Genomic DNA, 22,773 nt, shown 5'->3' with positions numbered 1-22,773 from the left:
GTTTGCGTCGCCGCGCGCTCGTGCGATTCTGCCGGCCGCCGGCCGCCGGCCGCCGTGCGTCCGGGTTTCCCGAACGGCAAGGCTGCCCGCGAGCGCTGCGGCTTTCTCCGGCAAGAGAAGGCGCGCCCGGCGCGCCGTCATGAGGCGCACACGTTCAGTGCGTGATCAGCGTGTCGGCCGCCGCGCGGCCGAGACCGGCGCCGCTCAACCATGCGCCTTCGATCTTGCCGCCGCCCAGCCAGTCGCCGCATAGCCCGATGCGCGGGTCCGCCCGCCACGCAAAGCGGCCGGGCGCCGCCATGGACGTCGGCGCCAGCTCGGCATAGCGCCAGCGATGAGCGGTTGCCGAGTTGGCGGTAGCGCCCACGATGTCGCGAAAGGCGTCCAGCAGCGTGCGCGTGATCTGCTCGGGCGGCGCTTCCAGATGAGCCTGACTCCACTCGGGGGTCGCGTGCAGTACCCACGTGCTCAAACCGGAGCGCCCGGGCTTCGATGTGTCATGGGCGATCCAGCCGAGCGGGCCGACATTGACGAATGCGGCGTCAAAACCCGGATCGGGCAAGCGGCCGTACTGGGCCATCACGGCCCAGGCCGGGCGCATCTCGGTGCGTTGCGCAATCACCGCAAGACCCGGCTCGGCGCGCCGCAGCAGCGCAACGGCTTGCGGTGCAGGCACGGCGACGATCACGGCGTCGTGATGCATGCGGAGCGCTCCATGCTCGGCCGAGATCAGCCGCCAGCGCTGCGCGTCGCGCGTCAGCTCGGTAATCGTCGTCTCGAGCATCGTGTGGATCCCCGCCGACAGATACCGCGCCGGAGCCGTCATGCCCGGCACGCCGACGTATCGCTGAGCGGGCGCGAGCAGTTCCCGCGGGCCGAGCGAGCCGATCGAAGCAACGCGCGCGGCCCAAGGCGCGGCCGCGCCGCCGGCGACCCAGCGCGCTACTTCGGCGACGAATGCCGGATGGCGCGCGGTGAAATACTGCGCGCCATGATCGGCCTGCCAGCCATCCGCGCGGCGCGTGCTCGTTCGTCCGCCCACGCCGCGGCTTTTTTCGTACACCGTCACGCGATATCCCGCATCGGCGAGCACGCGTGCGCAGGCCAGCCCGGCGATTCCTGCGCCGATGACCGCAATGTTGGCCGATGAGTCGGAAAATGAATTCATCTGTTTCGTCATAAAAATGCGAGGAATTGCGCGGATTATTCGGCTTGGCATGGAAAGTTTATGCCATTCTGGCGTGAAACGCCGACATTTCACAGGCGGAAACCATGAAAATCATGATTCATGTCCTAGAAATGAGTCATGATAGTGCTTCATTGAGCATGAAAATGGCATAGAATCGAGTCTGTGAGGATCGGCGCGTGCGCGGCCCGGTCATGCGTCGCGCACGAGCCGGAATCGCCGAAACGGGAAGCATGTTCGCAACAGGAGTCGCCATGGCGTTTGTGTGGATCTGCGGTGCAACGGGGGCCGTCGGCAGTGCGCTCGCGCGTCGGCTGAACGCCAAAGGCGTTTCAACGCTGCTCACTGCACGAAACCCGGAGCGTCTCGGCGCTCTTGCGGAGACGTTGTCGCGCGAGCGTGTGGTCGTGGCGCCTGCCGACGCAACTGACGCGGCTGCGCTCGATCGTGCGCTCGCGACAGGCGTCGAGCGTTTCGGCGCGCCGGACGGGCTCGCGCATTGCGTCGGCTCGATCGTCGTGAAGCCGATGCATTCGACTTCGGATGCCGAACTGCACGACGCGTTCGCGGCGAATTACTTCTCGGCATGGAACGCGCTGCGCGCGTTCGTGCGCACAGTGCTCGCCGCTCATGCCGGGGGCAGTGCGGTCTTGTTCGGCAGCGTCGCGTCGAGAGCGGGCTTTCCCAACCATGAGGCGATTGCCAGCGCGAAAGCCGCCGTGGCCGCGCTTGCGCAGTCGGCTGCCGCCACCTACGCGGCGCGCGGAATTCGCGTCAACTGCATTCATCCGGGCCTGATCGCGTCGGCGATGTCCGCGCGCCTGACGAGTGCGCCGCAGGTCGCGAAGCGCCTCGCGGACGCCAATCCGCTCGGACGGATCGGCGCTGGCGACGATCCTGCCGCACTTGCGGAATTCCTGTTGAGCGACGATGCGTCATGGGTGACCGGCCAGCAATTCGGCGTCGATGGCGGGCAGGGTGCGCTGATCGTTCCAGCGAGGCCATGAGCATGCGTGCGATGCTGCGTCGTTACCGCGTTCCGGCCGCGTTGGCGCTCGCCGGCCTGGTGCCGTTCATCGCGCTGTCGTGGCTGAGCGTGCATGCGTCGTCGCGTCACGATGTTTACGTGCACGCGCTGTTGAATTACGCCGCGTGTATCGTGTCGTTCGTCGGCGCCGTGCACTGGGGCATCGCGCTGCGGGCACCCGAATCGCCGCCGCGCCAGCGGATGCTCTACGGGTGGAGCGTGATTCCCGCGCTCATCGCGTGGGCCGTGCTGATGCTGCCGGACATCGGCGCGCGGCTCGCGGGAATGGCGATCGGTCTCGTCGGCTGCGCGGCGGTCGACGGCGTGCTGTGGAGAAAAGCGCTCATTCCGGGCTGGTATTTCGCGTTGCGATGCCTGTTGACGAGCGTCGCCGGCCTGTCGCTGCTGGCGGCCGCAGCGTCGACGAACGGTTGATCCGGAGCTTGTCATGACTACGTCCAGAACGCCTCGCCCGCGCGAATACCGGAACATCGGGATCGGCGACATCACGTTGAAATATCGGATGCCGCTGGCGGCGATATTGTCGATTCTCCACCGAGTCAGCGGCGCGCTGCTGTTCCTGTTCCTGCCGTTCTTGCTGTTTCTCTTCGACCAGAGCCTGACGTCGGAGCTCAGCTTCGGAGTCTTCAAGCAGTTCCTCTCCAACATCGTCGTCAAACTGATCGTCCTCGCGCTGTCGTGGGCGTTCTTCCACCATTTCTGCGCCGGCATTCGCCACCTGCTGATGGACGTCAACCACGACGCCGTCTCGAAGGAAGGCGGCAAGCGGACGGCCGTCGTCGTCTTTGTCGTCTCGATCGCGCTGACGATCGCCATGGCACTCAAACTGTTCGGAGCATTCTAAGAAAATGGCAGCCAACAACCGAATCGGCTCGAAGCGCCTCGTCGTCGGCGCTCACTACGGCCTGCGCGACTGGCTCGCGCAGCGCGTCACCGCCACGATCATGGCGGTCTACACGGTCATTCTGCTCGTGCTGTTTTTCGGCGCGCATGATTTCTCGTACGAAGGCTGGGCGTCGATCTTCTCCGCGCAGTGGATGAAGCTCGCAACCTTCGTGACGCTGCTTTCCCTCTTCTACCACGCATGGGTCGGCGTGCGCGACATCTGGATGGACTACGTGAAGCCCGTCGGTGTGCGCCTGCTGCTGCAATCGCTGACCATCGTCTGGCTGCTCGCATGTGCGGGCTACGCCGCGCAGATTCTCTGGAGAGTGTAAAGAATGGCTGCAATCAAAACTTCCCTGCCGCGCCGCAAGTTCGACGTGGTGATCGTCGGCGCGGGCGGCTCGGGCTTGCGCGCAGCGCTGCAACTGTCGCGCGCGGGCCTGTCGGTCGGCGTGCTGTCGAAGGTGTTCCCGACGCGCTCGCACACGGTGGCGGCCCAGGGCGGCATCGGTGCGTCGCTCGGCAACATGAGCGAAGACAACTGGCACTACCACTTCTACGACACGATCAAGGGCTCCGACTGGCTCGGCGACCAGGACGCGATCGAGTTCATGTGCCGCGAAGCGCCGAACGTCGTGTACGAGCTCGAACACTTCGGGATGCCGTTCGACCGTAACGCGGACGGCACGATCTACCAGCGCCCGTTCGGCGGGCACACCGCGAACTACGGCGAGAAGCCGGTGCAGCGCGCATGCGCGGCCGCGGACCGCACCGGTCACGCGCTGCTGCACACGCTGTACCAGCAGAACGTCGAGGCGAAGACGCAGTTCTTCGTCGAATGGATGGCGCTGGACCTGATCCGCGACGCGGACGGCGACGTGCTGGGCGTGACGGCTCTCGAGATGGAGACGGGCGACGTCTACATCATGGAAGGCAAGACGACGCTGTTCGCGACGGGCGGCGCAGGCCGGATCTTCGCGGCATCGACGAACGCGTTCATCAACACCGGCGACGGCCTCGGCATGGCGGCGCGCTCGGGCGTCGCGCTGCAGGACATGGAGTTCTGGCAGTTCCACCCGACCGGCGTGGCGGGCGCGGGCGTGCTGATCACCGAAGGCGTGCGCGGCGAAGGCGGCATTTTGCGCAACGCGAACGGCGAGCGCTTCATGGAACGCTACGCCCCGACGCTGAAGGATCTGGCGCCGCGTGACTTCGTGTCGCGATCGATGGACCAGGAAATCAAGGAAGGCCGCGGCGTCGGTCCGAACAAGGATCACGTGCTGCTGGACCTGTCGCACATTGGCGCGGAGACGATCATGAAGCGTCTGCCGTCGATCCGCGAAATCGCGCTGAAGTTCGCGAACGTCGACGCGATCAAGGAGCCGATCCCGGTCGTCCCGACGATCCACTACCAGATGGGCGGCATCCCGACCAACATCCATGGTCAGGTCGTCGGCACGTCGCGCGATCACAAGGAGCCGATCAACGGGTTCTATGCAGTGGGCGAATGCTCGTGCGTGTCGGTGCACGGCGCGAACCGGCTGGGCACGAACTCGTTGCTGGACCTGGTGGTGTTCGGCCGCGCGGCCGGCAACCACATCGTCCAGCACGTGAAGAACCAGAAGGAACACAAGCCGCTGCCGGCGGATGCGGGCGAGTTCTCGCTGGCGCGCCTGAACAAGCTCGAAAAGTCGAGCTCGGGCGAGTACACGCAGGACGTCGCGAACGACATCCGCGCAACGATGCAGAAGCACGCGGGCGTGTTCCGCACGTCGGCGCTGCTGAAGGAAGGCGTCGAGCAGATGGCCGAGCTGAAGGCTCGGGTGGAAAACATCCACCTGAAGGACAAGTCGAAGGTGTTCAACACGGCGCGGGTCGAAGCGCTCGAGCTGGAGAACCTGATCGAAGTGGCGCGCGCGACGATGGTGTCGGCGGAGGCGCGCAAGGAAAGCCGCGGCGCGCACGCGCACAGCGACTACGAACACCGCGACGACGAAAACTGGCTGCGCCACACGCTGTGGTACAGCGAAGGCGATCGGCTCGACTACAAGCCGGTTCAAATGAAGCCGCTGACGGTCGAATCCGTGCCGCCGAAGCCGCGCACGTTCTAAGCCGAGTCAAAGGAATCCGAAATGGCAAAACGCATTTTTGAAGTCTACCGCTACGATCCGGACAAGGACGCGGCGCCGCGCATGCAGACGTACGAGCTGGAGATCAAGCATGAGCGCATGCTGCTTGATGCACTGGTGAAGCTGAAGGCCGTGGACGAGACGCTGTCGTTCCGCCGTTCGTGCCGCGAAGGCGTGTGCGGTTCGGACGCGATGAACATCAACGGCAAGAACGGTCTGGCGTGCCTGACGAACCTGAACGATCTGCCGCAGAAGATCGTGCTGCGTCCGCTGCCGGGGCTGCCGGTGGTGCGCGACCTGATCGTCGACATGACGCACTTCTTCAACCAGTATCACTCGATCAAGCCGTACCTGATCAACGATGCGCCGCCGCCGGAGAAGGAACGCCTGCAGTCGCCGGAAGAGCGCGACGAGCTCGACGGCGTGTACGAGTGCATTCTGTGCGCGAGCTGCTCGACGTCGTGCCCGAGCTTCTGGTGGAACCCGGACAAGTTCGTCGGCCCGGCGGGCCTGCTGCAGGCTTACCGTTTCATCGCGGACAGCCGCGACACGGCCACCGGCGAGCGTCTGGACAATCTGGAAGACCCGTACCGTCTGTTCCGTTGCCATACGATCATGAACTGCGTCGACGTGTGCCCGAAGGGCCTGAATCCGACGAAGGCGATCGGCAAGATCAAGGAACTGATGGTTCGCCGCGCGGTTTGAAGCGCTGGCGCGTGTGAAAGGGCGGGGGTGTCGATGTGCGCGGTCGCTTGGAATGAGGATTCACGCGCCGTTGCACGACCGTCGTTCGTCGTCCTCATCGAGCGGAACGGATGCGGTGCGGCGCCGATTCCCAGCGGTCGGCAAGCACGTCAATATCGTGCGGATTCGGCTCCCGAGAATGCCGATGCAACGGCTGCGCGAAGCGCGCCGTTGCTCGGGCCAGGTGGCTCGGCGCGATCGAACCGGGTCGCGCCGCTCGCGCTTACTGCTCCAGATAGATCTTCAACCGCATCAGGCTGCGGCGGATCCAGCTCTTCATCGTGCCGAGCGGCACCTGCATGCGTTCGGCCAGCTCCGCATACGACGCGCCACCGTGAAACGCTTCCCGCAAAACATACGCCTGCCGCTCGCCCAGATGCGCGAGTCCGCGCTCCAGACGCAGGCGCTCCTGGTTCGCCTGCGCGCCGAGATCGGGCGTCGGGCTTGCGTCGGGGATCGACAGCGCCAGCTCGTCGTCGAGCGGCAGCTCGCGGTGCTGCCGGATCCGGTCGATGGTCCGGTTGCGGGCGAGCGTCATCAACCACGTCATTGCCGCGCCGCGCGTGGCGTCGAACGAACCGGCGCGGCGCCATGCTGTCGTGAACACGTCTTGAAGCAGGTCTTCCGCTTCATGACGATCGCGGATCATCCTCAGGATCGCGCCGAACAGCCGCGGCGCGGTCCATCGATACAGCTGCGCGAACGCATGCTCGTCGCCCGTCGCGACGCGAGCCAGCAAGCGGTCGAGTTCCGCATGTGCGTCGCATGCTTCGTCAGGCAGAACGGCGGCATCGGCGCTGATGTCGGTCCTGCCGCCGGGGCGCGATCGCGCGCGGGACGCCCTCCGCTGCGGCTGCCTGCCTGCGTGCAGCGGCGTCGTTCGCCCCGGGCCGGAAGATGGGCGGAGTGATTCGTGCGAACGGTTCATCGGGAACTCCGCATGGCTTTGAGCTTCCTGCTGTTGCGCGCTCGCGATGACGAGCGAGCGCGGATCATGACCAGACATTGCGATGTCGCATCAGTCGCGCGTGCCTGCCGCGCGCGTTATGCATTCTTTCCCGACAACAACGCGAGAAACTCCCGGCGCAGCGATGCGTCGGCGAGAAACTTTCCGCGCATCACGCTGTTGGTCATCTTTGCCTGATCGTCCTTGGTGCCGCGCCAGTGCATGCAGAAGTGGTCGGCCTCGAGCACGACCGCCAGCCCGTCGGGCGCGATGCGCGATTCGAGCAGGTCGGCGATCTGCTTGACCGCTTCCTCCTGGATCTGCGGGCGCGTCATGACCCAGTTCACCAGCCGTCCATACTTCGACAGGCCGATCAGGTTCGACGTGGCGCTGGGCAGCACGCCGATCCAGATGCGGCCCATGATCGGGCAGAGGTGATGCGAGCACGCGCTGCGTACGCGCAGCGGGCCCACGATCAGCAACTCGTCCAGCCGCTCGACGTTCGGGAATTCGGTCACGGGCGGCGCTGCCTCGTAGCGGCCCGCGAACACTTCGCGGATGAACATCTTTGCGACGCGCTGTGCGGTCTCTCGGGTGTTGTGGTCGTTGTCGACGTCGATCACGAGCGAGCGCAGCACCGCTTCCATTTGCTGTGCGACTTCGTTCTGCAATGCATCCAGTTCGCCGTCACGCAGGTGCGCGGCGATGTTGTCGTTGGCATGGAAGCGTGCGCCCGCGTGTTCGAGCCGCCGGCGAATGATGAGCGACAGAGGAATGCCCTCGTCGATCGCAGTCAGCGTACGCGCGGGAGCGTCGATCAGATTTCCCATTTCGGTTCGTTTCTCGAGGTTAGGGGTGGTGCGATGAATCACGACTGACGCGATGCGATGCTCGCGTTCATCGGGTAACAGCCGAGCGGCCGCCGACGTTTCGACGGCGCATCTGGCGGGCGCCGCTCACCTGCGTGCACGCGGGCATGCGTGGCGATGCGGCCGCGTCGCCGGAGCGCCGGCTCTGTACGCGCACGATGGGCACGCTGATGGCGCTCGCGCCCAGCCTTCGACGTCCCGGTAGAGCCGCCATACCGGGTCGTTCGCCGCCATCGTGGCTGCCAGCGTGACGGCGACGGACTGTTGCAGCTTCGTCAGCACGAACGTTTGATCGACGCGGTCGCCGACCGAGCGGAACAGGTGGAACCCTGCGCGCCGCACCGCCGAAAGCGCTTGCGCGCTGCCGTGCTCATAGACGAGCGCGGCTGCGCGGACATGGCGCGCCCGTGCGAGCGATACGAACTGATTCGCCAGATCGATGTGCAGCGACGTGACCTCGGCGATCAGCGCGTCCACGGCAAGGCACGGCTGCCGGAGCGCTCGTGCCAACGACTCGACGCGCTCGCAAACATGCAGGCCGGCCCCTTCGGCCGCTTCGTCGGATGCAGTCAGGCTGCCCGTGACGAGGAGCGTCGGATGCGCGCGCGCTGCGACGGAGTTTGATCGCGGCTCGACCGACGTGTCGTTCGGGCCGGCGCTTGCGCACAGGGTGGTCTGCTGCGGTGAGCGGTGCCGGCGACGCTCGCCGCGACACTGCGCGGCCTCCAGTCGGCGCGACGCAACCGGCGGGCCGGATGCCGCACCGGCGTGCCGGGACGGGCCGCGGGCGCTCGCCACGGAGCCACGCCCGATCAATGAAGCCGGGCATGCCGGTAAGCGGCGCGGATTGATGGCGTGATTGCGTGTTGGCACGGGGGACTCCCTGGTCGATTCATGCGTCACAGCTGGATTGTATGCAAATTTCCGGGAAAGTGAAGCAGAAAAGCGATTCAATGAATTATTTGTACCGGGAATTTTTGCGTCGTGCACCGGAATGGCGCGGCAATCTATCGCCGGGAACGTCGATATACCCGATAAGGGACGAAGATTGGGGGTTGAGGCCGCTGATGAAACGAATTTTGACGTCGATTCGTCGGGGGAGGAATGGACGACTGAGGACCGGTTCGGCGTCCCCACGCGCAGAACGTTGAAGCATGCATCATGTTTGAGTCATATTATCGTGTCATGGGCGGGAAATGCGGTACACGGTCGATGGTGCGCGCGAACACGCGCCGCTTTCGCGCGGGGCGCCCGTGCTGCACATCGGCGGTGTGAATCAGGTTGGCGCTACCGCGCCGTCGAAACCCGGGGGGCTCCGGGCAGCGGCAGGCGTGCCGCCAGGACGGACACACCGGTGCCGGTCGATTCCGCGGAGCCGACACAACGGCCACACCATCGGGGCGCGGGAGGCGCTGCCCCGGGCGCGGCGTTGAGCGATGGGTGCGTCAACGCGAAGTCAACGGCGTTCAGCGTTCGTCTTCATGCCGGCGGCCGACCGCCGATTGCGGCGGCAACGTTCCGAGCAATAGCGGACCTCGTCCCAGACGGCCTTCCATTTCTTTCTCCAGCTGAAAGGCAAGCCGCAGGTTTCGCAGATCTTTTCAGGCAAGTGCGTTTTGTTGGCCATCGCGACTCACGCGCAGAAAAGGAACCCGTGCACGGTCGCACCGGGCGGCAGCGTGCGGTGCGCAGCGATACGACGCACCCATGGCCATCGCCGAGCGCCGCATCTAGTGCGCGTCGTCGCCCAGCAGCTGGCGGCGCAGTGCTTTGGCCCGCGTGCGCGGGTCGAGCCAGATCGCGAAGAATGCGCGCGCGAACGCCGGGTCGGTCACGTCGGCCGTGAGGCGGCCGTTGGTGTAGAAGCGTGCGCCACGCTCGGGGACGTAGACGCCGCATAGTACGTCGCCGCGCGATACGTCGGTGAACGCTCGTTCCATGTCGCGGCGCCATGCGTCGAGCGTTGCAGCCGGCAACGGCGCGGGTGCAAGGCGCTCGATTTCGTCCATGCCTGTCGACACGAGCCGCTCCCCTTTCACGTCGCGACGGTAGGCCAACGACAACGCGAACGGCGTGTCGAGCGCACCGGGCGCGCGGGGCGCCCACAGCTGCGCGTCGTACAGGCAGATACCCAGTATGCAGAACCGGCCGGAGCCGATCAGTCGCGCCGACGCTATTTCGTCGACGCAGCTCGCGTCGGCGACGAGCGGCGCAGCCAGCGCCACGGACGCGGCGAGCATCGCGAGCCGGCGCTTCATGTCAGTCGTGCGCCGACACGATGAAGTGCATCACGTCGGTGCGCCGTTCGGCGAATCCTGCTTCGCAATAGGCGAGATAGAGCCGCCAGGTGCGAATGAACGTTTCGTCGAACCGTTGCGCGCGCACCGAGTCGACGTGGGCATCGAACGAGGATCGCCAGGTGCGCAGCGTGCGTGCGTAGTCGTCGCCGAACGCGAACACCGGTTTCGCGACGAGCCGCGCGCGTCGCGCGGCATCGACGAAGCGCGCGGGGCTCGGCAACATTCCGCCGGGAAAGATGAACTCGCGAATGAAGTCGCTCGACGCGCGGTACGCGTCGAATTGCGACTCGACGATCGTGATCGATTGAATCAGCGCGCGGGCGCCGGGCTTCAGGCGCTGCCTGAGCGTGTTGAAGTACACCGGCCAGAACGATTCGCCCACGGCCTCGAACATCTCGATCGACACGATTGCGTCGTATTGGCCCTCGACGTCGCGATAGTCGCGCAAGTCGAATGTGACGCGATCCGACAGCCCGTCGCGCGCGACGCGCTCTTGGGCCAGCGCGTATTGGGCGTGCGAGATGGTGACGCCGTGTACATGAATGCCTTGCCGTGCAGCGTGCACCGCGAAGCCGCCCCAGCCGCAGCCGATCTCCAGCACGCGCATGCCGGCGCGCAGCCCGAGCGCATCGACGATGCGCTGATACTTCGCCGTTTGCGCGTCGGCAAGCGACCGCTGCGGGTCGCCGTCGAAGCAGGCGCTCGAATACGTCCAGGTGTCGTCGAGCCACAACCCGTAGAAGTCGTTGCCGAGGTCATAGTGCGCATGGATGTTGCGGCGGCTGCCGGCTCGCGTATTCGTCCGCAGCCGATGGCGCAGCGCGTACCACACGCGTGCCACGCGGCCGCCCGTCACCGGCTTCGCGATCACCGGCTGGTTGCGGATCGCAAGGCGCAGCAGCGCGACGAGATCCGGCGTGTCGATCCAGTCGGCGCGATACGCTTCCGCGAAGCCGATGTCGCCCGCGCGCAGGATCGCGCGGCACGCGCGCCAGTCGCGGATCTGCAGCGTCGCGGCCGGCTGGCAGTGCGGATCGCCGAACACATGCTGCGCGCCTTCGGGCGTCACGAGCGTCAGGTGACCGTCGCGGATCCGCCGGAGAAGCGCGATGAACAACCGGGCCGACAGCGGCATCGCCGGTTGTGATGCGGAGGATAGCAGGCGCAGCAAGGTCATGGACGAGCCTCGTGATCGGACATCGCCGAGCGGCCGCGTGGCGACGCGCCCGGTACGGGGGACAATGGCGAATCGGTCGCGGCGGAACGGCCGGCCGGCGTCTTGCCGTGGAACGGCACGCGTGCGAGCCATAGCCGCAGCGCCTGCCAATGGATGCGAATGACGACGTTGATCGCGTTCAGCGGCTGCCGCGCCAGCGCGCGCCACGCGCGTGCCGCCGTCAGCGGCGCGGTGCGCATCCCGATCGCCGTGTGCAGCAGCACGCCGTCGTCGTCGCGATAATCGATCGCCACGCTCAGATGGTCGCCGCGCTGACGCACACGAAACGCGTATTCCCCGATGACGTCGCAAAACGGCGACACATGAAACGTCTTGCGGCAGACGAGCACAGTGTCGGCTTCGATCGGCGCGTGGTGCATCGCACTGAGCAGATAGCCGTGATGCGCGCCGAACGTGTTGCGCACGTCCGCGTACAGCGCGCGGAGCGCACCCGCGCAGTCGTAGCAATACCAGAAGCTCACCGGGTTGAATGCGTAGCCGAAGATCCGCGGGATCGTCTGCAGCCAGATCGGGCCGTCGGCGCGAATGCCGGCTTGCGCGAGCACATCCCGCATCCATGGGCCGAGCGCGCGCCCGTCGCGCGGGCCGTAGTCGCGGCAAGCGAGCGCGAGCGGGGCCCAGCGATCGATGCCGAACCAGCTTCCGGCGATCTCGTCCAGCCGCTCGACATCGCAGCAGACCTGGAAGAGCGGATACCGGAATGCATGGCGCACCGGCCGCAGCCGCTCATGCATCACGGTGCCGACGAGCAACCGGGCGGCCGCGCCGTCGCGCGCGAAGGGCGCGTTCATGGGCGAGCCCAGGCCGGCGCGATGCCGAAGTCATATGCGACGCGCAACGCCGACTTCAACCCGTCCTCGTGGAAGCCGTAGCCCGTCCATGCTCCCGCGAACCACGTATTGCGCCGCCCTTGCAGCATCGGCAGACGATGTTGCGCATCGACGGCCGCGAGGTCGAGCAGCGGGTGCTCGTAATCGTAGCGGCCGAGCTCGGTGCCGGGCGCGGGCTCGTCGACCGGATTCAACGTGACGACGACCGGCGAGCGGAACGGCAGCGGCTGCAACTGGTTCAGCAGGTAGCTCACGCATACCGGCGCCGGGCCGGCGCGGCGCCCCGTCCGTCCGCTCAGGTAGTTCCACGCCGACCACACGCGCCGCCGCCGCGGCAGCAGCGCCGTATCGGTATGGAGCACCGCGACGTTGGGCTGGTAGCGCACGGCGGCCAGCACGGCGCGCTCGGCGTTGCTGGCGTCCGCCAGCAGCCGCAGGCTCGTCGGCGCATGGCATGCAAGCACGACCGCGTCGAAACGCTCGGGGCCGGCCGTGTCGGTCGCCACCGTCACACCCGCGTCGTCGCGCGTTATCGCGCGCACGGGCGTATTCACGCGCACGTCGTCGAGCGTCGCGGCGATGCGCTCGACGTACCGCCGCGCGCCGCCCGCGACGGTGCGCCACGTCGGCCGGTTGTTGACCTGCAGCAACGCATGATTCAGGCAGAAGCGCAGGAACGTCGCCGCCGGAAACCGCAGGATGTCGCTGGCCGCGCTCGACCAGATCGCGGCCGCCATCGGCAGCAGGTAGTGATGCTGGAACGACGCGCCGTAGCCGCCGGCCGTGAGCAGCTCGCCGACCGACAGGCGCTCGCGGCTCGCCGATTCGAGATGCGCCTGGGCGGACGCGTTGAAGCGCAGGATATCGCGCAACATCCCGAGAAAGGTCGGCGAGAACAGGTTGCGGCGCTGCGCGAACACGGTGTTCAGATTGCTGCCGGCCCATTCGAGCCGCCCGCCGTCGACGGACACCGAAAACGACATGTCGGTCGCATGCGCAGCCACGCCCAGCTCGTCGAACAGTGCGATCAGGTTCGGATACGTGCGATCGTTGAACACGAGGAATCCGGTATCGACCGGGTGGCGTGCGCCGTCGAGTTCGACGTCCACCGTGTGCGTGTGGCCGCCGAGATAGTCGGCGGATTCGAACAGCGTCACGCGATGCTGGCGAGCCAGCAGGTATGCGCTCGCGAGGCCCGCGATGCCGGCGCCGACGACTGCGATCCGGCGGCCGGGCGGCGGCACTGATGGTTTCGGGTGCATCGCGAATGGTCTCCGTCAGTCACAAGGGCGGGATAGGGAATGTCATGTGCGCAGATACGGTGCACGGCGCGCCGCGGATGCATCCGCGGCCGTCATTCGCGATCGCCTGGCGACGCGAAGCCGGGCATGCCGATTTGCGCGGGCAGTTGCGGCACGCGCCTGAAGCGCGACGTGTCGTAACCCATCGCGTCGAGCCGCGCGAGCAGCGAGCGATAGGTGGCGTCGTCCATCGTCGGCTCCCGCGAGAAGATCCAGCCGAGCGTCTTGCCCGGATAGCCGAGGATCGTGTACCGGTAGTCGGGGTCGACGTAGAGCGTCAGTTGCGTGACGTACACCGGCCAGAACAGCCGCACGCGCCATTCGCCGCCGCCGCTGCCGGGCTTGACGGTGTCGACGAACCGATAGCGCTTCTCGGGCCCGTCGAAGCTTCCTTTGCGGCCGACAAATGCGTCGTCGATACGGCCGTCGTCGCGAAGGCGCCACTCGGCCCGGCTGCCGACGAAGTCGCGTTCCGCGAAGTACGGGATGTTGGCGATCACGTACCAGCGGCCCATGTAGCGCGGCAAGTCGACGGGTACGGTCGACAGCGGAACCGCGGCGCGCGGATTCGGATTCGGCGGGCTGCCCGTGCAGCCGGCTCCGCCGAGCGCGAGCGCCGTCACGGCCGTGATGGTTGCGCGACGGAGAATCCGGCGGACGATCAACGCGTTCATGCGCGCCCCCCGCGCTTGTCGAATAGGTATTGGGCAACGCCCCATTCCTGCCCGTCGGCGTAGCCGAACAGCTCGGCGACGGCCATGTAGAACATCCGCCAGCGCTGGAACCAGATGCGCGCGTCGGCGCCGTAGACGGTGTCGAAAATGGGCATGATCCGCGCGCGCGCCGCGTCGAACGACGCGAGCCACTGATTCGCGGTGCGCGCGTAATGAGTGCCGTCGAGCCACCACTGGCGCGCGATTCGCACATCGTCCTGAAACCGCAGCAGCAGATCGGCCGACGGCATCGTCCCGCCCGTGAAGAAGTGGCGCGACATCCAGTCGGTGTCGTCGTGCACCGCGAAGTGATAGGCGGCGAGCTTGTGCGCGAAGATGTGCACGAACAGCTTGCCGTCGTCGTCCATCCAGCGCGCGATTTTCGCGAGCAGCTGTCCGTAGTTCTTCATGTGCTCGAACATCTCGATCGACAGCACGCGATCGAAGCCGGCTTCCGCCGGATCGAAGTCGAAGTCGACCACGTTGCCGGTCACGATCCGCAGATTCGTCAGCCTGCGCAGCGCCGCGCATCGTTCGATGAACTCGCGCTGGCCGTACGAATTCGAGAGTCCGACGATCTGCGCGGCCGGATACCGCTCGGCGAGCCACAGCGACAGCGAACCCCAGCCGCAGCCCAGGTCCAGAATGCGCTGGCCGTCCGCGAGATCGGCGCGCTGCGCGTACAGCGCGAGCATGGCCTCCTCGCCTTGCGACAGCGTTTCGTTGCCGTTCGGGTAATAGCCGCACGAATATTTGAGCCGCGGGCCGAGATGGGCTTCGAAGAAGCTGCCGGGCACTTCGTAATGCTGGGTATTGGCCGCGTGTGTTTCGATCGCGATCGGGCTCGCGCGCAGTTCGTGCACGAGCGCGTCGACGGCCGCCGCGCGCTGCTCGCCGTCGTGTGCGTGCGCGTCGCGCAGCCGCTGCCGCATCAGCCTGCGCATCCCGGCCCGGATCAGCGCGTCGGGCAGCCAGCCGCGCTCGCAGCAGCGAATCAGCCAGGCATCCTGGGGGGCGGCAATCGCGGCAGGCGACGATTGCGAGGTGGTAGCGGTCATGAGCGCGTGCTCCGGTCTTGAGGGTGATCGGGTCGAGTGCGGGACGTGCCGGCCGCCGCTCGCGGCGGCCACGGAATGAGCGCGCTGGTGGTGCGCATGTACTCGCGATAGTCGGGGCGGGTTTGCACCATGCGCGCTTCAAGCAGCGGCAGGCCCGATACCTTGACCAGCAGCCAGGCCATCAGGACGGGCGGCATCAGCGTGAGCCAGCCCCACGGCATGCCGATCGCGAGCGCCGTGTAGGCGAGCCAGTGCACGCACTCGAAGAAATAGTTGGGGTGCCGCGAATAGCGCCACCAGCCGGCGCGGCAGACCTGGCCGCGATGGTCGGGATTCGCGAGGAAGCGCTTGAGCTGGCGGTCGGCGACCGTCTCTCCGGCTACGGCGGCGATCCAGATCGCGGCGGCGGCGGCGATGGCGGCAGGGGCCGCGGGTTCGGGACTGTATGCAGGCACGAAGAACGACGCCGACAGCAACATCGAGATCAGCGCCTGCAACTGAAACAGCCAGAACATGTTGCGCGGCGCGGCGTCGCCCCATTGCTGGCGGAATTGCCGGTAGCGCGGATCCTCCGGCTGCCCGCGATTGCGGGCCCACAGGTGCCGGGCAAGCCGCAGACCCCAGATGCCGCCGCCGGCGGCCACGAGTGCGCGATTCAGTTCCGGGCCCGTGCCCAGCACGGCGACGAATACGGCCACGCCGCCAAGCGTCGCCGCCCAGACCGGATCGATCATTCCCGCGTTCCGGGAGTGCAACTGGGCGATCCACACCGCCGTGAAGGACGCGATCAGTGCGACGAAAGCGAGAAGGGCAACGGCGACGGCGGGCATACGGGCTCCGGGGGCGCAATAACCGTCATATACGAAGCCGGGGGCCGGATGGATGCAGCGGGATGCGTTGCGCTGCGCTCGCGCAGCAGGGGAGCGCGCGACGTGCCTGCCGCGACGGGCGCTCCGGGCGCGAACTGCGCTGCAACGGCACGGCGATTGCGTGCACAATAAGCCGCTTTCGTATGTGGAGATGAAACGGGATGAAGCGACTTATCGTTGGTCGGCCGTTGCTAACGGCCAGCGTGTTCGTTGCAGGCGCAGCGCTCTTGCTCGCGGGTTGCGCCGGCGTGGCCGGCGGGCCGAGCGGCAACGCCCACGTGCCGCAGCCGGCCAGAACAGTCGATCTCGATCGCTACGTCGGCAGGTGGTACGAATTCGCGCGCTATGAAAACCGCTTCGAGCGCGGATGCGAGGGCGTGACCGCAGACTATGCGAAACGGGAGGACGGTCTGGTCTCCGTGCGCAACACCTGTCGCGAAGGCAGCCCGGAAGGCCGTGCGCGCAGCTCCGACGGCCGCGCGCGCATCGTGCCGGGCAGCGGCGACGCGAAGCTTGAGGTTTCGTTCTTCGGCCCGTTCTTCTTCGGCGACTACTGGATACTCGATCATGCTGACGACTATTCATGGTCGATCGTCGGCGAGCCCTCCGGCCGGTTCCTGTGGATCCTGACGCGCGACGCGAAGCCGTCAGCCGAGCGCGCGGCGGCGCTGGTCGAGCGGGTCCGTTCGCTCGGATACGATACGGCGATGTTGCGCCGCACCGCGCACTGAGCGGGCGCTACATGCAACCGGTGTGCGCGGCTTCGCCGAGCGCGGCCACACAAGCGGCGCAGCGCCGGAGAAGGACGACGCTCACGGACGCCCGTTGACCGGACGTCCATGCCGGCGCCGCCGTTCCGAGCGGCGTCGTCGCAGACTCCCCACCCGCGCGATCGCGCAAGCTTACTGTGATCACCGTGGGCGATTCGGCAAACGGGGCGAAGCACCGGATGGCGCCGTCGATGCACGGCGAGGCGGCGTGATGCCGCCTTCGGCGCGCATCCGCGTGGGCGGACGCGCCGGCAGCGGCCGGCTTTCGACACGTTTCCAGCGCCATGCCAGTGCTTCATGCCGCCGCACGCGCAAGCCGGCCCGACCGGCGCATCGATCCGGATTTCGCTCGGTCTTGCCGCGTCAGCGGACGCGCGGCACGGCGAGGAACGCCGCTTGCTAGCCGTTCCTAACCGACACGGCGGCAATCGGCCGAAGCGCGTCGCGCTGCGCTTTTCTCGCGTGTGCGCGTCGGCCGGCGAAACCGGCGGGTCGTACCGGGCATCGGTGTCCCGGATGGTGCGACAACGTGAGCGGCAGGAGAATCCATGCGAACCGGAATGCATGAACGACCAAGGACTGCGGGCAAGTTCTGCCATGACCCGTGTCACGCTTGTCGTGACGCGCGGCGCAACCACAGGCGCGACGATTCGGAGACGGCCGCATGACCATCGGCTGTCCCGCCTGCGGGACGCTCGGCGACATCCCGCCGCTCGGCGCTCGCGCGCTGGTGCGTTGCCGGCGGTGCCGCGCGCCGCTGGAGCGGCGCAGCGGCCGCAGCGTGCAGGCCGCACTCGCCTGCACGACGGCGACGTTCATCCTGCTGTTTCCGGCCAATCTCGCGCCGCTAATGACTGTCACGATGCTCGGAACCGCACACTCGTCGGTATTGGCGTCGGGCATCCTGACGATGTGGGATCGCGGTTGGGTGATCCTGGCCGCGCTGCTCGCGATGTTCGGCATCGTATTGCCGTTCGCCCGCTTCGGCGGCCTGATGCTGGTGCTCGGTGCGATCCGCTTCCGCCGGCCCTTCACCGGCATCGGCGTGGTGTTCCGGTGGACGCTCTGGCTCGATGCGTGGGCAATGCCCGACGTGTATCTGGTCGGCTGCATCGTCGGCTACGCGCGCGTGACGCAGAACCTGACCGGCACGATCGACGCCGGAGGCTACTGCCTGCTCGCAGCAGGACTGATGTCGATGATCACGCGCGCGTCGCTCGATCGCCGAACCGTGTGGCGTGCCATCGCGGCCGAGCGATACCCGCAGCCGGGCGAGCTGACCGTTGCGTGCAGCGCTTGCGACCTGGTGCTGCCGGTGTCGCGCGAAGGGACGCCGTGTCCGCGCTGCGGGCTCGGGCTGCGCTTGCGCAAGGCGGCGCCGCTTTCGCGGGCCAGCGCGTTGTCGCTGGCGGCGCTCGTGCTGACCGTGCCCGCCAATCTGCTGCCGATGACGCGGTCGATGCAGTTCGGACACGTGGTGTCGCATCGAATCATCGACGGCGTATCGCAACTGTTTCACGTGGGGCTCTGGCCGTTCGGGATACTGACGTTCATCACGAGCATTGCGATACCGGTCGGCAAGATCGCCGGCATGGCATGGTTCGTCGCGTCGGTGCTGCGACGCTCGCGCCGGCATTTGCGCGCAAAAGGACGGCTCTACCGATGGATCGACGAACTCGGCCGATGGTCGAACGTCGACGTGTTCACGATCGCGGCGTTCATTCCATTGATCCGGTTCGACGGCATCGCGTCCGCCGACCCCGCGGCCGGCGCCACCGCATTTGCGCTCGTCGTCTTTTTCACGATGCTGGCATCGCATGCATTCGATCCCCGCCTGATGTGGGACTCGCGCGACAGGAGCAGCCGATGAACAGGCCGCGCACGCCACGCACGCGAGCCGACGTGCGCCGCAGCGCATGGCCCGGCTGGGTCTGGATCGTCCCGGTCGCGACGCTCGGCGTGGTGGGATGGCTCGGCATCCGCGCGTTGGCGGAACGCGGCGAAACCGTGACCGTCGTGTTTTCCGACGCGCACGGAATGAAAGTCGACGATACCGAAGTCACGCTGCGCGGGGTCAAGGTCGGGAAGCTGTCGGGCATCGCGTTGTCGCCCGACGGCCAGCACGTCGAGGCCACCCTCGCCATCGCGCGTGCCGAGGAGCAGTACCTGCGCAGCGGAACGCGGTTTTTCCTGCGCGGCGCGCAACCGGAGATGAGCGATCCGTCATCGCTGCGTGCGCTCGTCGTCGGGCCGGAAATCGTCATGGAGCCCGGGCCCGGCAAGCCCGCGCGGCATTTCGATGGCACCGAGCGGCGGCCCGCGCTTGCGCCGCGGCATGGGCCCGTCGTTTCGTATGTCGTGCGCTTTGCCGGCGCTGCAGGCGAACTCAAGGACGGCGCGCCCGTGAAGTTGCGCGGCTTCCAGGTCGGGACGGTCACACGCGTGCGATTGAGCTACGACGTCGCCAGCGAGCAGCTTGGTACGCCCGTGCAGATTGCGCTCGAGCCGTCAGCGCTGGGTATCACCGGCGTGCAACCGCCGGCCGATGGCAACTGGCGCCCGATCGTCGACCGCATGCTCGGGCGACTCGTTGCACGCGGGCTGCGTGCGCGCCTCGTGCAGGATCCGCCGCTCGTCGGCGCCCGTATGATCAGTCTCGACTTCGTCCGCGATGCGCCGGCTGCGACGTTGGCGGCCGCGGAGGGGCCGGCCGAGATACCGAGCGTCGAATCCGCGGACTTCGACGCGATCGCGGCCCGGGCCAACGACATCGCGGGCAAGATCGATGCGCTGCCAATCAGGGAAACGGGCGACGACGTGCGCAGCATCGCGGCACGGATCAACGCATTGGCAGCATCGCCGCAACTGCGCGACAGCCTCGCGCATATCGACCGCTCGGTCGCGCAGATCGACCGGACGCTGCAACAGGTGTCGCCGCAGATCGGCCCGCTCGTCGCGCAACTGCGCGATACGGCGAACGCTGCGGATCAGGCGGTTGCGTCGGCCAGGCGCACGCTCGACGACGATGGGACCGCGCAAAGCAGTTTGCCTGCCGCGCTGCGCGAACTGACCGACACCGCGCGTTCGGTGCGCGCGCTGGCCGACTATCTCGACCGGCATCCGGAAGCGATCGTGCGCGGCAGGCGTGAGGAGAAGCCATGATCGCTGTTGCGTGCAAGCGGATCCGAACATCGGTGCGCGACGCGGTGAAATCGGCACCGGCCGCGCTCGCCGTCACCATCGCGCTGGGTGGCACGTTCGTCGTCGCCGGATGCGGGCACAGCCCACCGACGCGCTACGTTGCGCTGAGCCCGGTGGCAAGTGCTGCGCCGCGCGCAACCGAGCCTGTCGCGCCCGTGCAGCTGACTGCGGTGCATGTTCCGGCGGCGCTCGACCGCCTCGAGGTCGTCGTGCAGCGTTCGGCGAATCGCCTCGTGATCGACGACGGCGCACGCTGGGGCGCGCCGCTCGACCTGATGATGCGCGAGACCCTGACGCAGGACTTGCTGGCGCGTCTGCCTGAAGGTGCCGTCGTGTTGCCCGGCGCGCCGCGGCAGGCGGATACGCGCACGCTCGTCGTCACGGTGCTGGACGCGCACGCCGACGAAAGCGGCACGCTGACGTTTCTGGCTGCGTGGACGTTGTTGTCCGGCCGCCCGGAGCGCGTGACGTCGAGCCGGGAGACGGCGCTGACCGCGCAACTCACGTCGCGCGATGCGGCGGCGCAGGCTGACGCCCTGAGCCGTGTGCTCGGGCAGCTCGCCGACCGGATCGCGAGTGCGCTCGTTGGGCGCTGAGTGCGTGGGTGTGTGAATCGGTGAGCGAGTGAAGGCGCGTCGGCGCGGCGTCCCGTGCGCCGCTTCTGCGCGGATCCGGACCGAGCCGATTACCGCGTTGGCGCTCACGAGGCTGCGCTTTTGACAGCGCACGCCAAAGGGGGCGCCGGAACGTCGAATAGCGGCCGCGCGCGCGGCCCGCGTCCTGCGCTCGGCCCGTCGCTCATGTCCGGCGTGAGGCACTCGAGCGGCGCGGCCGCGCCGACCGCATCGCGCAGGCGACGAACCAGCTCGCGCGCATCGTCGATATGGCGTCGGCGCCTCGCGACGGTCTCCAGGCGCATGGCGGCCAACAGCGTGTCGAGTTCGTCCGTCGCCGTGCACGCGCGCCGCCTTGCTGCAACGAGCGCATCTGCGTCGACCCCGTGCGTGGTGACGAACGCACGGACGAGTTCGACGTATTCCGTCACGGCGGCAGTCGCATCGCTCGACACGGCATCGAGCCGCCTGCGCTCCCAATCGGGCCACGCGAGCACGCTTACGCCGAGCGCAACGAGCGCACCGGCGATGCTGTTCGCGACCCGCATGCCGGCAAGCAGCCACGGCGATGCAATCGGCGCGCCGAGATACGCAACCAGGATGAAATGCGGTGTGAGGAACAGGATGTACGACACGTAGTCGAGCGGCCTTGCGGAGAACGTGCCGGTTGCGAGCGGTACGATCGCCAGCGCGAGAAGCACCGGGTTGTGACACGCGAGCGCGACCGCCGATGCCAGGATCGCGCCCAGGATCGTGCCGAGTACTCTCAGCGCGGACGTTTTCAACGTGTGCGGCACGGTCGGCTGCATGACGAACAACGTCGTCAGCACCATCCAGTAACCCTGCTGAACGCCGAGCACGCGCGCGAGCACGGCGGAGAGCATGGCCGCGGCGGACAGGCGCAGCGCATAGCGCGCGATGCGTCCGTTTGTGCGAATCTCCATCAGCGCCGCACCTGGTGCGGTCGCCTTTGCGCGCAACGGCTCGTGCCGTTCCGTTTGCGGCGGCGGCGCCATGCGCCGATCGCCGACCTCGCTGCCGCCGATATCGGTGAATGCCATCATGAGCGCCAGGCACGATTGCAGCCACGTCCGTGCCGGTTCGGTCAGCGCCGCCCCTTCGGCGCGCAGCGTTGCGCCGCGCAGGTCGGCAGTCAGCCGGTTGCGCAGCCGCGTGACGGCGGCGCGAGCATGCGGCCGCGCGAGCACGGTGTCGGCATGCGCGTCGATTAACGCGACGAGTTGGTGCAGCGACGGAACCAGCAGCGCGGTTGCGGCGCTACTGCCGGGCGGCCGATTGCGCAGCAGGGTGTCGAGGCCCGCGAGCAATGCGATCGAGCGTTCGCCGTCTAGCTGCCACGCCGTCACGGTGGCGCCGGCCGCGTCGGGGCGGCTCCGCGCCGTCCGAATCAGCGCATCGAGTCGCGTTCGCAGTGCCGTGCGGTGCGGGCCGCTTGCGTGCCGTGCATCGTGCGCGACCGGCACCAGCGCACGCACGAACGATCCCGCCGCGTACAGATAGGCGAACGCCGCCCGGCGTGCGCGCGTCGCCGCGCTTTCGGGCCGGAGGCCGACGAGGCATGCGACCGCCCACAGACTGCCGGCCGCGAAGCTCGCTGCATACTCGGCAGGCGCCGGCCACGGATGGGCGGGAAACGCGGCCGACACCGCGCACGCGGTGGCAAGCAGCAGCCCCCGAGCGCCGATCGTTGGGCCGCCCACGCGGGTGAGGCCGCCGATATAGACGGCAATGCCGGTCAGGCCGACCGCGAGCCACGCGAGATCCGCCACGGCCGTGGCTGCGGCGGATGCAAGCGAGCCGATCAATCCGAACATCGCACCCGCGAGCGCACGTTGGCGCATCGATTCTGACGGCTCGTCGGCGAGACACGTCCAGAACGCGGCAATCGCCGCCCAGCACAGCAGCGGCGCGTGCAGCGTGGCGGCAAGCAGCGCGGGCGCCGCGCACACCAGTCCGGCCTTCAGCGCCGTGGGCAGCGGCAGGTGATGCCGCCCGTCGCGAACCGCACGGGCCGCCCAGTCTCGGATGCGCTTGATGGCGCTCATCGCATGC

Annotated in this window: 23 protein-coding genes; 10 read left to right on the top strand and 13 right to left on the bottom strand. The window is 67.6% G+C overall.

Features of this window, described 5'->3' with window-relative positions:
• Positions 1 to 154: 154 nt before the first annotated feature.
• Positions 155 to 1,168: an NAD(P)/FAD-dependent oxidoreductase gene (locus tag WK25_RS17520; protein ID WP_069242455.1), complete on the bottom strand. Its 1,014-nt coding sequence runs from the start codon at positions 1,166 to 1,168 to the stop codon at positions 155 to 157.
• Between the two features lie 272 nt (positions 1,169 to 1,440).
• Here WK25_RS17520 and WK25_RS17515 point away from each other — a divergent pair, with 272 nt between their 5' ends.
• The 6 genes from WK25_RS17515 to WK25_RS17490 are packed head-to-tail and all read left to right on the top strand — an operon-like array spanning position 1,441 to position 5,953.
• On the top strand, positions 1,441 to 2,193 hold the full coding sequence (locus tag WK25_RS17515; RefSeq protein ID WP_069242222.1) for an SDR family NAD(P)-dependent oxidoreductase: 753 nt from the start codon (positions 1,441 to 1,443) through the stop codon (positions 2,191 to 2,193).
• Positions 2,194 to 2,204: 11 nt separating this feature from the next.
• The gene (locus WK25_RS17510; protein WP_226209478.1) at positions 2,205 to 2,648 is read left to right on the top strand and encodes a DUF3429 domain-containing protein; all 444 of its coding nucleotides are present in this window, start codon (positions 2,205 to 2,207) and stop codon (positions 2,646 to 2,648) included.
• 13 nt (positions 2,649 to 2,661) lie between these two features.
• Positions 2,662 to 3,078 (top strand): succinate dehydrogenase, cytochrome b556 subunit, encoded by a 417-nt coding sequence (gene sdhC / locus WK25_RS17505; RefSeq protein ID WP_069242220.1) that lies wholly within the window; start codon positions 2,662 to 2,664, stop codon positions 3,076 to 3,078.
• A 4-nt stretch (positions 3,079 to 3,082) separates the two neighbouring features.
• Positions 3,083 to 3,451 (top strand): succinate dehydrogenase, hydrophobic membrane anchor protein, encoded by a 369-nt coding sequence (sdhD, locus tag WK25_RS17500; protein WP_006399546.1) that lies wholly within the window; start codon positions 3,083 to 3,085, stop codon positions 3,449 to 3,451.
• 3 nt (positions 3,452 to 3,454) lie between these two features.
• Positions 3,455 to 5,230 carry a succinate dehydrogenase flavoprotein subunit gene (sdhA, locus tag WK25_RS17495; protein WP_038570900.1) on the top strand — a complete coding sequence of 592 codons (1,776 nt, stop codon included), beginning with the start codon at positions 3,455 to 3,457 and terminating at the stop codon, positions 5,228 to 5,230.
• Between the two features lie 21 nt (positions 5,231 to 5,251).
• Positions 5,252 to 5,953, top strand: coding sequence for a succinate dehydrogenase iron-sulfur subunit (locus tag WK25_RS17490; protein ID WP_038570896.1), 702 nt, complete (start codon positions 5,252 to 5,254; stop codon positions 5,951 to 5,953).
• A 262-nt stretch (positions 5,954 to 6,215) separates the two neighbouring features.
• On the opposite strand, the gene WK25_RS17485 is transcribed toward WK25_RS17490, so the two are convergent.
• The 11 genes from WK25_RS17485 to WK25_RS17440 all read right to left on the bottom strand — a co-directional run bounded on the left by WK25_RS17485 (position 6,216) and on the right by WK25_RS17440 (position 16,076).
• Positions 6,216 to 6,920 (bottom strand): sigma-70 family RNA polymerase sigma factor, encoded by a 705-nt coding sequence (locus WK25_RS17485; protein WP_038572211.1) that lies wholly within the window; start codon positions 6,918 to 6,920, stop codon positions 6,216 to 6,218.
• A gap of 116 nt (positions 6,921 to 7,036) precedes the next feature.
• On the bottom strand, positions 7,037 to 7,768 hold the full coding sequence (folE, locus tag WK25_RS17480; protein WP_038570893.1) for a GTP cyclohydrolase I: 732 nt from the start codon (positions 7,766 to 7,768) through the stop codon (positions 7,037 to 7,039).
• Between the two features lie 126 nt (positions 7,769 to 7,894).
• Positions 7,895 to 8,680: a hypothetical protein gene (locus WK25_RS17475; RefSeq protein WP_069242219.1), complete on the bottom strand. Its 786-nt coding sequence runs from the start codon at positions 8,678 to 8,680 to the stop codon at positions 7,895 to 7,897.
• 583 nt (positions 8,681 to 9,263) lie between these two features.
• Positions 9,264 to 9,434, bottom strand: coding sequence for a DUF2256 domain-containing protein (locus tag WK25_RS30545; RefSeq protein ID WP_082721534.1), 171 nt, complete (start codon positions 9,432 to 9,434; stop codon positions 9,264 to 9,266).
• Positions 9,435 to 9,537: 103 nt separating this feature from the next.
• The gene (locus WK25_RS17470) at positions 9,538 to 10,065 is read right to left on the bottom strand and encodes a chalcone isomerase family protein (RefSeq protein WP_069242218.1); all 528 of its coding nucleotides are present in this window, start codon (positions 10,063 to 10,065) and stop codon (positions 9,538 to 9,540) included.
• Between the two features lies 1 nt (position 10,066).
• Positions 10,067 to 11,284: an SAM-dependent methyltransferase gene (locus WK25_RS17465; protein WP_069242217.1), complete on the bottom strand. Its 1,218-nt coding sequence runs from the start codon at positions 11,282 to 11,284 to the stop codon at positions 10,067 to 10,069.
• Positions 11,281 to 12,135, bottom strand: a complete 855-nt coding sequence (locus WK25_RS17460) for a DUF1365 domain-containing protein (RefSeq protein WP_069242216.1) — start codon at positions 12,133 to 12,135, stop codon at positions 11,281 to 11,283. Before WK25_RS17460 ends, WK25_RS17465 begins: the two co-directional genes overlap by 4 nt.
• Complete coding sequence (locus tag WK25_RS17455) at positions 12,132 to 13,436, bottom strand: NAD(P)/FAD-dependent oxidoreductase (protein ID WP_038570879.1); 1,305 nt, start codon at positions 13,434 to 13,436, stop codon at positions 12,132 to 12,134. The genes WK25_RS17460 and WK25_RS17455 overlap by 4 nt, the downstream gene beginning before the upstream one ends.
• Before the next feature lie 92 nt (positions 13,437 to 13,528).
• Positions 13,529 to 14,149: a lipocalin family protein gene (locus tag WK25_RS17450; RefSeq protein ID WP_038570866.1), complete on the bottom strand. Its 621-nt coding sequence runs from the start codon at positions 14,147 to 14,149 to the stop codon at positions 13,529 to 13,531.
• On the bottom strand, positions 14,146 to 15,246 hold the full coding sequence (locus WK25_RS17445) for an SAM-dependent methyltransferase (protein WP_069242215.1): 1,101 nt from the start codon (positions 15,244 to 15,246) through the stop codon (positions 14,146 to 14,148). The genes WK25_RS17450 and WK25_RS17445 overlap by 4 nt, the downstream gene beginning before the upstream one ends.
• Positions 15,243 to 16,076, bottom strand: coding sequence for a DUF1295 domain-containing protein (locus WK25_RS17440; RefSeq protein WP_069242214.1), 834 nt, complete (start codon positions 16,074 to 16,076; stop codon positions 15,243 to 15,245). The genes WK25_RS17445 and WK25_RS17440 overlap by 4 nt, the downstream gene beginning before the upstream one ends.
• 200 nt (positions 16,077 to 16,276) lie before the next feature.
• Here WK25_RS17440 and WK25_RS17435 point away from each other — a divergent pair, with 200 nt between their 5' ends.
• The 4 genes from WK25_RS17435 (at position 16,277) to WK25_RS17420 (ending at position 20,682) form a co-directional block, all read left to right on the top strand.
• Entirely contained in the window at positions 16,277 to 16,846 is a 570-nt protein-coding gene (locus tag WK25_RS17435; protein ID WP_012218184.1) for a lipocalin family protein, read from the top strand.
• Positions 16,847 to 17,549: 703 nt separating this feature from the next.
• Positions 17,550 to 18,755 (top strand): paraquat-inducible protein A, encoded by a 1,206-nt coding sequence (locus WK25_RS17430; protein WP_059545755.1) that lies wholly within the window; start codon positions 17,550 to 17,552, stop codon positions 18,753 to 18,755.
• Entirely contained in the window at positions 18,752 to 20,047 is a 1,296-nt protein-coding gene (locus tag WK25_RS17425; protein ID WP_038572209.1) for an MlaD family protein, read from the top strand. The genes WK25_RS17430 and WK25_RS17425 overlap by 4 nt, the downstream gene beginning before the upstream one ends.
• Complete coding sequence (locus WK25_RS17420) at positions 20,044 to 20,682, top strand: PqiC family protein (protein ID WP_069242213.1); 639 nt, start codon at positions 20,044 to 20,046, stop codon at positions 20,680 to 20,682. The genes WK25_RS17425 and WK25_RS17420 overlap by 4 nt, the downstream gene beginning before the upstream one ends.
• 104 nt (positions 20,683 to 20,786) lie before the next feature.
• Here WK25_RS17420 and WK25_RS17415 read toward each other — a convergent pair whose 3' ends face one another.
• Positions 20,787 to 22,766: an FUSC family protein gene (locus WK25_RS17415; RefSeq protein ID WP_069242454.1), complete on the bottom strand. Its 1,980-nt coding sequence runs from the start codon at positions 22,764 to 22,766 to the stop codon at positions 20,787 to 20,789.
• Between the last annotated feature and the right edge of the window lie 7 nt (positions 22,767 to 22,773).

The sequence above is a fragment of the Burkholderia latens genome, assembly GCF_001718795.1.
Taxonomy (GTDB): Bacteria; Pseudomonadota; Gammaproteobacteria; order Burkholderiales; family Burkholderiaceae; genus Burkholderia; species Burkholderia latens_A.
The sequence above is the reverse complement of the archived record's forward strand: the minus strand, read 5'-3'. Positions and strand labels throughout refer to the sequence as shown.